The organism is Rhodococcus sp. 4CII, assembly GCF_014256275.1.
Taxonomy (GTDB): Bacteria; Actinomycetota; Actinomycetes; order Mycobacteriales; family Mycobacteriaceae; genus Rhodococcus_F; species Rhodococcus_F wratislaviensis_A.
The window spans coordinates 2,146,104-2,161,018 of record NZ_JACCFE010000002.1; the positions used below are offsets into that span (position 1 = coordinate 2,146,104).

A 14,915-nucleotide genomic window follows, 5' to 3' on the forward strand; every position below is an offset into this window, starting at 1 on the left:
CGAGTCGATCCGCCCGGCCAGATCCGACACCACGGGTGCGTCGAACAGCGCTGCGACACCCACACTCGCGTCCAACGCGCTGTTGATGCGCCCCACCGCACGGGTGGCGCTGAGCGAGTCACCACCGAGGTCGAAGAAGCTGTCGTCCGCGCCGACGCGGTCGATTTCGAGGACGGCGGCGAAGGCCGCGGCGACCGCCTCCTCCGCGGGAGTGGTGGGGGCGCGATATCCCACCGTTCTCGTGCCGAAGTCGGGTTTCGGGAGCGCCTTTCGGTCGAGTTTACCGTTTCCCGTCACCGGCAACTCCCGCAACACCGTCACCGTCGACGGCACCATGAACCCCGGAAGCACCACCGCCGCCTCCGCCAGCACCACCCGCTCCTGCACCACCGCACCACCCGCCGGCACCACATACCCGGCCAAATACTCACCCGCAGCCCCGTCACCCCGCAACACCACCACCGCCTGCGCCACACCCGCGACGCGCGACAACACCGCCTCGATCTCCCCCAACTCCACCCGCTGACCCCGCACCTTCACCTGAAAATCCGTACGCCCCACATACTCCAACTCACCCGAGGACAACCACCGCACCCGATCCCCGGTCCGATACAACCGCGACCCCGACCCCCCGAACGGATCCGCCACGAACCGATCCGCCGTCAAATCCGGCCGACCCTGATACCCCCGCGCCAACTGCACCCCACCCAGATACAACTCCCCCGCCACCCCCACCGGCACCGGCCGCAACCGCCCATCGAGCACCAGCACCCGCGTATTCCACACCGGCACCCCGATCGGCACCCCCACCACATCCGCCGCCGACACCTCATGGAACGTCACATCCACCGACGCCTCCGTCGGACCGTACAGATTGTGCAACTCCGGGCACCCGGCGCAGACCCTGCTCGACGTGCCGTCTGTGACGGCGACAACGCCTCACCACTGGCGAATACCCGTCGCAGCGACCGCATCCCGCCGCGTTCGCTCAGCGGTCAGAACACCTCGAGCATCGACGGCACGAAATGTCACAGTGGTGACCGACTCTCGCGATATCGACAGATACCGGGGATCACGGTGACCGTCCGGCACCGCGATCACCAACCGCGCACCCACCAGCAACGGCCAGAACAACTCCCACACCGACACATCGAACGTCACCGGCGTCTTCTGCAACACCACATCCACAGCCGACAACCGATACCGATCCTGCATCCACAACAACCGATTCACAACCCCCGCATGCGGCACCGCCACCCCCTTCGGCCGCCCCGTCGACCCCGACGTGAACATCACATACACCGGATTCTCCGGCCGCACCGGACCCAACCGATCCACATCCCGCACCGGCTCAGCCGAGAACCCCGACACCTCCACCGTGTCCAACTCCACCACCCGAACCGAACCCGGCAACACCCCCCGATCCCCCGACGTGCTCAGCACCAGCACCGGATCCGCAACCCCCACCACATACCCCACCCGCTCCACCGGCTGATGCGGATCGATCGGAACGTACGCCCCACCCGCCTTCACCACCGCACAAATCCCCACCACCATCTCCACCGAACGCCGCACCGCCACACCCACCAACGACTCCGGCCCCACCCCCGCACCGATCAACAACCGCGCCAGCCGATTCACCCGCCCATCGAACTCCGCACACGACAACACCACCCCCTCGAACACCACCGCCACCGCACCCGGACTACGCAGCACCTGCGCATCCAACAGATCGACGAGGGTGACATCCGGAACCGGATGCCCCGTCGCATTCCACGACCCGACAACCAGTTCCCGCTCGTCGGCCCCCATGACCTCGACTTCACCGACCGGAATGTCCGCATCGCGGGCCAGGGTGTCGAGGATCCGGACGAGGCGATCGGCGAAGGCGCCGACGGTGTCCCGGTCGAATACTCCCGGCTGGTAGCGCAGACTCAGTCGCAGTTGTGGTTCGAGGATCGACACCAGCGTGAGCGGGTAGTGCGTGGCATCGCGGGCGTCGAGTCCGGTCGCCCGCATTCCCCGGATGTCGGTGTTCTCGTCCAACCCGGACGAGTCGATGGGGTACGACTCGAACACGGACAGCGTGTCGAACAGGTTGCCCAGCCCGACCCGCGACTGGATCTCCCCGAGCCCGACGTGATGGTGGTCGAGCAGGGCGGTCTGCTCTCGTTGCAGTCGGGCGAGCAGCCCCCCGAACGATTCGTCCGGGTTCACCCGCACCCGGACCGGCAGGGTGTTGATGAACAGCCCCAGCATGTTTTCGACGCCGGCGAGTTGCGGCGGCCGACCGGAGACGGTGGCCCCGAAGACCACGTCATCGCGGGAGAGCAAGCGGCACAACAGGACACCCCACGCCGCCTGTATCACCGTGTTGACGGTGACGCCGATGCGCACCGTGACCGCGGCGAGCGCGTCGCATACGGGGCCGGGCAGCGCGATGTCGATGTCGTGGGGCACTCCGTGGACCGCCGTGGACGCCTGCGGCGCCACCAGCGTCGGCTCCTCGACGCCGTCCAGGGCACGTTCCCACGCTCGGGCCGACGCCGCCGTATCCTGCCGCGCCACCCAGTCCAGGTAGGCGCGGTAGGTGGGCGGCTCCGGCAGGCCTTCCGGGTCGCCGTCGGCGGCACAGCGCAGCAGCAACTCCCGCACCAGCAACGGCATCGACCACCCGTCGAGGATGATGTGATGGTTCGTGATCGCCAGGACGGCATGGTCCGGTGCGGTACGGAACAGCGTCAGCCGCAGCAGGGGCGGCCGGGCGAGATCGAACCGGGCGCCGCGGTCCTCGTCGAGGAGTCGTTCGAGACCCGCGTCGGCGTCGGGTCCCTCGACGGTGAGGTCCACTTCCCGCCACGGCACCTCGACCGTGTCGACCACCACCTGCGCGGGCACTCCGTCGTCGTAGACGAATGCGGTCCGCAGGTTGGGGTGCCGGGCGAGCAGCCCCGCGGCCGCGGCGCGCAGCCGCGTCGTGTCGACGACACCCTCGAGGTCGATGCGCAGTTGCGCCGTGTAGACATCCATCGACTCCGCGGCCAGCGACGCGTGGAACAGCAACCCCGCCTGCAGGGGAGAGAGCGACCACACGTCCTGCAGGGCCGGGAACCGCTGTTCCCACCGCTCGATCTGCTGCTGGCTCGCCGGCACCAGCGGAACGTCGGACGGTGTCAGCCCGCCCGCGCCCGGACGGGACGCATGCGCGGCGAGCGCACCGAGGGCGCGGCGCCACCCGTCCGCGAACGATGCGACGTCGGCCTCGTCCAGAACGCCCTGGGGAAAGGCGAAGGACGCCTTCAGCCGGGGACCCTCCGGACTGTCGGTGACGACGGCGTTGACGTCGATGACGGACGCGACGGGCATGTCGGCGTTCCGAGTGCCACCGACCGCGCCCTCCACCGGCAACCAGTCCTCCGCGCCGACCGTGGTATTCACTCGGCCGAGATAGTTGAAACCCACCTGCGGAGAGCGGAATCGGCGCAGCGCGGCCGACGTGTCGCCGTCCAGGTAGCGCAGCATTCCGAAGCCGATCCCGTGATCCGGAACCGCGAGCAACTGCTCCTTGACGGCCTTCACCGCCCGGCCTGCCGCGGGCCCGCCGGCCATTGCGTCGTCGACGTCGACCTCGGTGAGATCCAACCGCACCGGGTACACGGTGGTGAACCAGCCGACCGTCCGGGAAAGATCCGCTCCGGCGACGGCCTGCTCCTCGCGGCCGTGCCCCTCGAGGGTGATCACGGCGTCCGACGTGGAGACCCCGCGGTCGCGCCGCCAGCTGATCAGTGCCAGGGTCAGCGCGGTGAGCAACCCGTCTCCCACTCCCGCCCGGAACGCGTCCGGCAGGGTGGTCAGCAGGGTGCCGGTCACGCTCGGCGACACGTCGACGGTAACGGTCCCGACGGTCGCGTCGACGTCGACCTCGGGATCGATTGGGCGCGAACCGATCAGCGGATCCGGACCGTCGAGGATCTGCTCCCACAGTTCGAGCTCTGCGGTCCGGCTCCGCACGGCGTCGGACAGGCCGTGCGACCACCGCCGCATCGACGTGCCGACCGGCGGCAGGTCCGGTGTCCGGCCGGCCTGCAGTCGGCTGCACGCCGACGCGAGGTCTTCGACGAGGATCCGCCACGACACACCGTCGACGACGAGGTGATGCACGACGATCAGCAGTCGCCCGGGCCCGCCCGGGACGTCGAACCAGACCACCCGCACCATTGCCGCGGCGGCCGGATCGAGGCGGTCTGCCGCCGCGTCGAGTTCGGCCTCCGCGAGCGCGGCGAAGTCTTCGCCGTCCACCGCGCCGACCGGAACCCGGCGGACGTCCGCCGGCACCGAGCCCTGCGGCTGCACCTCCATGCCGTCCGCCACCACACGGGCGCGGAGCATGTCGTGCCGGTCCAGTACCGCCGCGACACCCGCGACGAGCACCTCGTGGGTGAGTCCGGTGGGGGCTGCCAGGACCACCGCCTGCGAGAACCTGCCGAGCCTGCCGCGGCTCCCCTCGACCATCCACCGGGCGACGGGTGTGAGCGGCAGCGGCCCGATGCCACCACCGGGCAACTCGTCGAGCGCGACCGTGCCGCCGTCGTCGAACCGCGCGGCCTCGGCGAGCCCCTCGACCGACCGGCGGTCGAATACGTCTCGGGGCGAAAGAATCACACCGGCCGCCTTGGCCCGGGCCACCAGTTGTATCGACATGATGCTGTCGCCGCCGAGGGCGAAGAAGTCGGCGGTCGCACCCACCGAATCCAGTCCGAGCACCTCCTCGAACAGTCGGGCGAGCAACTCCTCGGTCTCGGTGCGCGGCGGCCGGCCACCCGGCACGGCGGCTGCGAAGTCCGGCGCAGGAAGCGCTGCGCGGTCCAGCTTTCCGTGGACTGTCAGCGGCAGCGCGTCGAGTACCACCACCGCCGCGGGCACCATGTACGACGCCAACCGGCGGCCGGCGACGTCGAGGACGGCTCGCGATTCGAGGGTCGTACCGGGTTCGGGCACCACGTATCCGATCAGCCGGTCGCTTCCGCCGTCGTTCCACACGCTCGCCACTGCCTGCGCCACGTCGTCGTGGGCGAGCAGGGCCGACTCGACCTCACCGAGTTCGATCCGGAAGCCCCGGATCTTCACCTGGGAGTCGGTGCGCCCGAGGTACTCCAACTGCCCGTCGGGTAGCCAGCGCGCCCGGTCGCCGGTGCGGTACATCCGGGGACCGGCCCGGCGCGCCCGGTCGCCGGTGCGGTACATCCGGCTTCCCGGCGTGCCGAACGGATCGGCGAGGAACCGTTCGGCCGTCAGCGGGAACCTCCGGTGGTAGCCCCGTGCGAGGGCAGGACCTGCAAGGTACAACTCCCCCGCGACCCCGACCGGCACCGGATGCAGCCGCGAGTCCAGCACGACCTCCGCGAAACCGCGGGTGGGCGTGCCGATGGTGACCGGGGTCCCCGGCACCAACCGGTCGCTGATACTCGACACGACCGTCGTCTCGGTCGGCCCGTACGCGTCGAACATGCGCCGGCCGGGTGCCCAGCGCGCGACCAACTCGGGCGGACACGCCTCGCCGCCCGTCACCACACACTCGACGGCGGTGAGACCCTCGGGATCGACGGATGCGAGCGCCGCCGGAGTCACGAAACAGTGTGTGACTCGCTCGGATTCGATCAACCGCGCCAATTCGGCGCCGCCGTAGACGGACGGTGGTGCGATCACCATCGTGGCTGCCGCGCCGATCGCCAGCAGCAGTTCGAGAACGGACGCATCGAAACTCGGCGACGCGAAATGCAGAGTTCTCGAGTCTGATGTGGTCTCGAACGTCTCCCGTTGCTGCGCCGCGAAGCCGGCCAGTCCGCGGTGGGTGGTGACGACCCCCTTGGGTCTGCCTGTCGACCCCGAGGTGTAGATGAGGTAGGCGGGATTATCGATCCGAACCGTCGAGGTCCGCTCGTCGTCGGTGACTGTCGACGACGGGTACGTCGACAGCCGGTCCTGGACGTCCGGATCGTCCAGCACCAGCCACGGCACCGTGTCGGGAAGTGTGCCGCGTTGCGCCCCACCCGTTACACCCCACACGGCACCGGAGTCGGTCAGCATGTACTCGATCCGCGCGGCGGGATGATCCGGATCCACCGGCAGGAACGCGGCGCCCGACTTGGCCACCGCCCACACGGCGAGGACGGACTCGACCGACCGCGGGACGCACAGTGCGACGACGGATTCCGGTCCGGCACCGTACTCGATCAACATCCTGGCCAGCTGGTTCGACCGCCGGTCGAGATCTCCGTAGCGGACGTCACGCCCGTCGAAGACGAGCGCCGAGGCGTCCGGATCGCGCGCGGCCGCCTCGGCCAGCAGATCCGGCATCGTCCGTGCTGCCACCGCCGCACCACCCGTCACGGGGGCCAGCACGGCACGCTCGAGAGATCCGAGGATGTCGATGTCTCCCACCCGTGTGCCGGGGTCGGCGGTGACCGCCTCGAGGATGCGGAGCAGTCGTTCGGCGAAACCGAGTACCGTGTCTTCGTCGAAGAGATCTGTCGCGTAACCCAGATTCGCGGCGATACCCGTCGGGTGACCGTCGGCGTCGACGTTCTCGGCCAGGGTCAACTGCAGATCGAAGTTGGTCGTGTCGATCTCGAGTTCGATGGCGCGGACCTGCAGATCCGGTAATTCCAGCGCGGGGCGCTCGATGTCCTGGAATTCGAGCATCACCTGGAAGAGCGGCGCGTATGCCGTCGCCCGGGACGGACTCAGGACCTCCACCACCCGTTCGAACGGGACCTCCGCGTGGGTGAAGGCCCCCAGATCGGTTTCCCGCACGCTGCCGAGGAGCTCGGAGAACGTGGCGCCGCCGTCGACGCGCGTGCGCAGGACGAGGGTGTTGACGAACATGCCCACGACGTCGTCGAGTTCACGCTCGCCGCGACCGGCGATCGGCGTTCCGACGGCGATGTCGTCGGAACCGCTCACGCGTGCCAGCATGATCGCCAACGCGGCATGCAGAGTCATGAACACCGTCGTGGTGTGCTGCCGCGCGAGCCTGACGACACCAGCATGGACCTCCGGCCCGATGACGAATTCGACGTGGCCGCCGCGGAGCGACCGGACCGCCGGACGGGGACGGTCGGTGGGCAGTTCCAGTACTTCGGGCAGATCCGACAGCGTGGTGGTCCAGTACGTCAGCTGTCGGGACAGGGGCGACGTCTCGTCGGATTCCGATCCGAGCCATTCCCGTTGCCACAGTGCATAGTCGGCGTACTGCACCTCGAGCGGGGCCCACTCGGGGGCCGCGCCGTTCACGCGGGACCCGTACGCGTTCATGACGTCCCGGGCCAGCGGCACCATCGAGAAACCGTCGGCCGCGATGTGATGCACCACCACCGCGAGCACGTGCACGTCCTCGTCGAGAGCGAACAGGGCCACACGCAGCGGCACCTGCACCGTCACGTCGAACCCTTCGGACAGCACACCCGCCACCCGGTCGCGGAGTTCCGCTTCGCCTGGCACGCCGATCGGAACGAGGTCGGGCACCGCGCTCGACGCAGTCAGGATCACTTGGCGGGCTCCGTCTTCGGCGAGCGGGAAGAGGGTCCGCAGGGCCTCGTGCCGGTCGACGACGTCGGCCACCGCCGCCTGCAGCGCCTGCACGTCCAGCCGGCCCTCGAGCCGGAGCGCGAATGCGACGTTGTACGCGGACGAGGACGTGTCGAACTGGTTGACGAACCACATCCGCTGCTGGGCCGGCGACACGGGGACTTCCGCGGTGCCCTCCCTCGGCTTCAGCGGCGGACGGGACTCCAGCCCATCGTGCGACTCGGCGAGCGCGGCCAGACCGGCGACGGTGGGGGCGTCGAACACGTCGCGCAGACCGATCCGGTCGCCGACGACCGCGTTGATCCGTGCCACCAGCCGAGTGGCGATCAGGGAGTTCCCGCCGAGGGCGAAGAAATTGTCGTCCGCGCCCACCCGTGCGAGCCCGAGCAGGTCGGCGCACACCGCGGCCACGATCTGTTCGATCGGGGTGCGGGGTGCGACGAATTCGACTGTAGCTGAATCGAAGTTGGGTTTCGGGAGGGCCTTTCGGTCGAGTTTACCGTTTCCCGTCACCGGCAACTCCCGCAACACCGTCACCGTCGACGGCACCATGAACCCCGGAAGCACCACCGCCGCCTCCGCCAGCACCACCCGCTCCTGCACCACCGCACCACCCGCCGGCACCACATACCCGGCCAAATACTCACCCGCAGCCCCGTCACCCCGCAACACCACCACCGCCTGCGCCACACCCGCGACGCGCGACAACACCGCCTCGATCTCCCCCAACTCCACCCGCTGACCCCGCACCTTCACCTGAAAATCCGTACGCCCCACATACTCCAACTCACCCGAGGACAACCACCGCACCCGATCCCCGGTCCGATACAACCGCGACCCCGACCCCCCGAACGGATCCGCCACGAACCGATCCGCCGTCAAATCCGGCCGACCCTGATACCCCCGCGCCAACTGCACCCCACCCAGATACAACTCCCCCGCCACCCCCACCGGCACCGGCCGCAACCGCCCATCGAGCACCAGCACCCGCGTATTCCATACCGGCACCCCGATCGGCACCCCCACCACATCCGCCGCCGACACCTCATGGAACGTCACATCCACCGACGCCTCCGTCGGACCGTACAGATTGTGCACCCGGGCACCGGGGACCAGCGCACGCATCCTCGACGCCGTCTGTGCGGGCAACGCCTCACCCGACGCGAACACCGACCGCAGGCTCGTGCATCGCGCCGCCGACGGCTCAGCGGCGAACACCGCGAGCATCGACGGCACGAAATGCAGTGTCGTCACACCATGTTCGATGATGGTGTCGACGAGATACCGGGGATCACGGTGACCGTCCGGCACCGCGATCACCAACCGCGCACCCACCAGCAACGGCCAGAACAACTCCCACACCGACACATCGAACGTCACCGGCGTCTTCTGCAACACCACATCCACAGCCGACAACCGATACCGATCCTGCATCCACAACAACCGATTCACAACCCCCGCATGCGGCACCGCCACCCCCTTCGGCCGCCCCGTCGACCCCGACGTGAACATCACATACACCGGATTCTCCGGCCGCACCGGACCCAACCGATCCACATCCCGCACCGGCTCAGCCGAGAACCCCGACACCTCCACCGTGTCCAACTCCACCACCCGAACCGAACCCGGCAACACCCCCCGATCCCCCGACGTGCTCAGCACCAGCACCGGATCCGCAACCCCCACCACATACCCCACCCGCTCCACCGGCTGATCCGGATCGATCGGAACGTACGCCCCACCCGCCTTCACCACCGCACATATCCCCACCACCATCTCCACCGAACGCCGCACCGCCACACCCACCAACGACTCCGGCCCCACCCCCGCACCGATCAACAACCGCGCCAGCCGATTCACCCGCCCATCGAACTCCGCACACGACAACACCACCCCCTCGAACACCACCGCCACCGCACCCGGACTCCGCACCACCTGCGCATCCAACAGATCGACGAGAGTGACACCCGGAACCGGATGCCCCGTCGCATTCCACGACGCGACAACCAGTTCCCGCTCGTCGGCCCCCATCACCTCGACGTCACCGACCGGCACGTCCGGATGTGCCAGCACTCCGGTGAGGATCCGGACGAACCGTTCCCCGAATTCGACCACCGTCTCCGGATCGAAAACGTCGGACGCGAACGTGAATCCCGCCGAGATGCCCGCGGCGGTTCCCGACTCGTCGTAGTGCTCCGCCAGCGTCACCTGCAGATCGAACTTGCACACGGCGGTGTCGACCTCGACGGTCTCGACGGTGAGGCCCGGCAAGTCCATCTCGACCGGGGCCGTGTTCCGGAACTCCAGCATGACCTGGAACAGCGGCGAATACGCGGTCGAACGATTCGGCGCGACCGCGTCGACGACGCTCTCGAAGGGCACGTCCGCATGACCGAACGCCGCCAGATCCGCCTCCCGCGCCCGGGCAAGTATTTCGGCGAACGTCGCGGCGGGTTCGACGGTGGTCCGCAAGACCAGCGTGTTGACGAGCATCCCGACCAGGTCGTCGAGGGCCTCCTCACCCCGCCCGGCGATCGGCGTTCCGATCGCGATGTCCGTGGTTGCGCCCGACCTGGCCACCACCACGGCCAGCGCCGCGTGCATCACCATGAACATCGTGGCGTCGTGCCGGCGCGCGAGCAGGAGTAGGCCCCGATGGACGTCGGCCGGTATCGGGACGGGAACCGTCCCGCCCCGCAGCGACCGCTCCGTGGGTCTCGGTCGGTCGAGGGGAAGGTCCGTCACGTCGGGGAGACCGGCCAACGCGGTCTTCCAATACTCCGTCTGCGCGAACATGATGCTGCCGGGATCCCGGTCGCTACCGAGGACTGCTCGCTGCCACAGGCTGTAGTCCGCGTAGTGCACCGGGAGTGGATGCCAGTCCGGCGGTTGCTGCCGTACGCGCGCCGCGTAGGCAACGGTCAGATCGTGGGCGAGCGGGGCGAGCGACGCCCCGTCCGCCGAAATGTGGTGTACCACCAGGACGAGGACGTGCTCGTCGGGGCCGGCCTGCAGCAGTGCACCCCGTACGGGCACCTCGGCGCTCACGTCGAATCCGCGCGCGGCCAGGTCGGTGATCTGCGCGGACAGCGCCTCGCCGCCCCGCGCGACCTTCAGCGTGAGATCGAGAACCACCTGCTCCGGCGGCACGATCACCTGATGCGGTCCGTCGGCCGATGCCGGGTACACGGTGTGCAGCGATTCGTGTCGTTCGAGGACGTCGCCCACGGCGGCGCGGAGCGCCGGGGCATCGAGCGTCCCGGACAGGCGCACCGCCATCGGAATGTTGTATGCCGGAGATGAGGTGTCGAACTGGTTGACGAGCCACAGACGCTGCTGCGCAAGCGACACGGGAACTCGGTCGGGGCGCATCTGCGTCACGAGGTTCGGGCGGTGGGCCCGCCCGGCGCCGGCGTGCGCGGCCCAGGCTGCCAGCGCCTCGACGGTGGGCACCTCGAACAGGGTCCGCACGGTGAGGTCGACGTCGAGCGCGGCATTGACCCGTGCGACCACCCTGGTCGCGGCGAGCGAGTTGCCGCCGAGGTCGAAGAAGTTGTCGCCGAGACCGATTCGCTCCACACCCAGGACGTCCGCATATACCCGCGCAATCGCTCGCTGCGCGGGATCGGCCGGGGAACGGAACTCGTCGGACGCCGAGAGGAAGTCCGGCTCCGGCAGGGCCCGGCGGTCGAGCTTCCCGGCCGGGGTCATCGGCATCTCGTCCAGGACGACGATCGCGGAGGGCACCATGTGCGGTGGCAACAGTCCGCCGACGTGGGCCGTCAACTCGGCAGTCGCGGGCCGCCGGCCGGTGGCCGGCAGCACGTAAGACACGAGCACCGTCTCGCCCGACGGCGCCGTGCGCGGCATCGTGACCGCGCTTCGCACCCCGGGATGGGCGTGCAGGACCGTGTCGATCTCGCCGGGCTCGATGCGGAATCCGCGGACCTTCACCTGGAAGTCGCTGCGGCCCAGGTACTCGATTGTGCGGTCGGCGCGCCACCGGACCACGTCCCCGGTGCGGTACATCCGGTCGCCGGGCCTCCCGAAGGGGTCGGCGACGAACCGTTCCGCCGTCAACGCCGGCTTGCGGCGATACCCACGTGCCAGGGCGTTCCCCGAGATGTATAGTTCCCCGGCCACCCCGACGGGCACCGGCATCAAACGCGCATCGAGGACGACCTCGCGGAATCCCCGGAGCGGACCTCCCAGCGTGATGGCTCCCGCCGGCGACATCGGTTCACTGATGTTAGACATGACCGTCGCCTCGGTCGGGCCGTACGCGTTGCGTAGTCTGCGGCCGGGCGCCCACCGCTTCACCAGTTCCGGCGGGCACGCCTCGCCGCCGCACACCACGTCCCGGAAGGCGGACAGTCCGGTGGGCTCGACCGTGCCGAGCGCGGCGGTGGTGACGAAACCGTGCGTGACCCGCTCCGCCTCCAGGAGGTCGAACAACTCGGCGCCGCCGTAGACCGTCGGCGCGGCGATCACCATCGTCGCCGCGGCGGCGAACACGTGGAGATATTCGGAGACGGACGCGTCGAAACTCGGGGTGGAGAAGTGCAGGATCCGTGACGTCCGGGTGGCACCGGATCGGGTGCGCTGTTCGGCCGCGAAGTCGTCCAGACCGCGGTGGGTGACCACGACACCTTTGGGCCGCCCCGTCGACCCGGACGTGTAGATCAGGTAGGCCGGATTCTCCGGGCGGAGGGGCCGTGCCCGCTCGGCATCGGTCACGACGGACACCGGCTGAGCCGCGCAGAGTGTGCGGAACTCTTCGTCGTCGAGCACGAGCCAGGGAACCGCATCCGGCAGCCGGGAATGTGTGTCGGACACCGTGATCCCGACGACGGACCGCGAATCATCCAGCATGTGCTCGATGCGCTCGGCCGGGTACCCGGGATCCACCGGCACGAACGCCGCGCCCGATTTCGTGACTGCCAGCATCGACAGCACCGATTCGATCGAGCGAGTCATGCCCAGTGCCACTGCGTCTTCCGACCCGACGCCTCGTGCGGCCAGGACGCGGGCCAACTGGTTGGAGCGCTCGTCCAACTCGCGGTAGGTCACCTCGATCCCGCGGTACGACAGTGCGACACCGTCGGGATCGACTGCGACTGCCGCGGCGAACAATTCGGGCAGAATGCGCTCCGATCGTGCCGGCGCTCCCCGCGCCGGCACGAATGTGGCGCGCTCGGCCTCGGAGAGGATGTCGATGTCGCCGATCGCAAGGTCCGGGTCGGTGGTGGCCGTGTCCAGGATTCGACGGAATCGTTCGCCGAGCGTGACCACTGTGGGGGCGTCGAACAGATCGGTGGCGAACTCGAGCGTGATCGCGATGCCGGACGGGGCGTCGGCGTCGTCGACGATCTCCCGCGTCGCCACCCGGAGGTCGAATCGGCCGATCCCCGGCGTCTGCGCCTCGTCGCCGTGCTCGAACAGCACCTGGACGATCGGCGCGTATCCGGGGGACTCGCCGATCTCCAGGGCCCGCACGACCCGCTCGAACGGCACGTCGCAGTGCCCGAACGCCTCCATCCGGGTCTCGTGGACGTGGCCGAGCAGATCGCTGAACGGCATGCCCGGTTGGACGCGGCTCCGCAGCACCACGATGTTCGGGCCCTCGTCGTTCGGGTCCTCGTCCACTGGGGCCGGGGTTCCGATCGGCACATCCGACGCGCCGCCGATCCGGCTCAGCAGAACGATCAGGGCCGCGTGCAGAACGTCGAAGGGCGTCGTGCCGTGGTCCCGTGCCAGCGCGAGCGCTCCGCGACGGGTATCGACACCGGCCCGGACCTCGACGCGATCCGTCGTCGCGGACTGCGCGGCGGGTCGAACCCGGTCGGACGGCAGGTCGAGCACTGCGGGAAGACCGGAGAGCCGTTCCGTCCAGTACGCGAGTTGGCCCGCCTCCCGGCGTCGTCGCTCCCCCGTGAGCGCGGTCGGCCGATGCACGGTCGAGAGTCCGGCCCGGGGGTCTGCCGCGATGAACTCCTCGAGGAGCGCGACGAATTCCTGGTGATGCGCGCGGAGGGCGGAGTCCTGGTACCGGTTCGGATTCGCCCGGAAATCGACGAACAGCCCGGCGGGGCCGCTCGGGTACACGTTGACGAGGAGATCGTCCACCGGACCGGACGTGACGATGTGGTAATCGCCGGTCAGAGAGCCCAGCCGGACCTCTTGGTGGAACAGCATGACGTTGACCATGGGTCCGTCGAGCCCCGCGCCGCGGTCCGGGCGCAGGTCGCGACGGATGTCATCGAGGCTGCACCGCTGATGCCGCAACGCCCCCATCAGTTCACGCTGAACGCGGGACACGAGTTCGGCGACCGTGCCGGCCTCGTCGACCGCGATCGACAGCGGCGCGACGTTGACCATCATGCCCCCGGAATTGCGGAGCAGCGAGGTCGTCCGACCGGACATCGGGACCTGCACGAGGACAGCGTCTTTCGCCGTCTGCCGCGACAGGTAACAGGCGAAGGCAGCGATGATCGTGGCTGCGGCGGTGGCGGTGGCCTGCTTGTCGGAACTCTGCAGGCCGGCGACCGCCGCCTCGGACAGCGACGCACTCTCGAGTCTGCTCCTGGCGACTGCGGGCGCGGCCTCGGCGGCAAGGGTCGTTCCCTCGGCGGCCTCGATCCGCGCCGCCCAGTACTCCCGGTCCGCCGCGAACCGATCGGACGAGCGGTAGCGGGTGTCGACGTCGTACAGCGCACGCAGGCTCGCGGCCCGGTTCGGATCCGGTTCGCGGCCTTCCACGGAAGCCGAATACCGGTGCGCGATGCGATTGATGAGCGTCATGGCGCCGTACCCGTCGAGCGCGACGTGATGAATGCGGCTGTACCACAGGTAGTGTGCGTCGCCCACCCACAGGATCGACGTCTCGACCAGGGAACCCGCACCGAGATCGAGGGGCGCCTGGTAGTCCCGGTCCATCCAGGCGTGCGCAGCGGCAACCGGGTCGGCCGCATCGCGAAGGTCGACGACGGTGACGGGAATGTCGGTCGCGTCGTCCACGTACTGCATCGGCAGGCCGTCGACCTCGACGACCCGCAGGAAGGGCGACTGGAACTCACGGCCGGTCGCGACGGTCTCGCGTCGCAGCAGGTCCACGTCGAGGTCGCCGCGCAACTCGACGTAGTGCGCTACCGAGATCGGCACCGCGGGGTCGAGTTGCTGCGCGAACCAGGTGGCACGCTGCGCCGCGGACAGCGGGAAGGGCCCCTCGTCCGATTCGTGTGCAGCCGGTTTCCGCGTGTCCACGGGCTTCACGGCGGGTCCTCCCCATAGGGTGTCCCCGACCGGCGGAAGTGTGGCCGTGTCCGAAC

1 pseudogene is annotated in these 14,915 nt (G+C 69.2%); it reads right to left on the reverse strand.

The features are described 5' to 3' along the window. Window positions 1–18: 18 nt before the first annotated feature. Window positions 19–14,859 (reverse strand): annotated as a pseudogene (locus H0B43_RS41440) (amino acid adenylation domain-containing protein); the annotation flags it as partial. Window positions 14,860–14,915 lie beyond the last annotated feature (56 nt).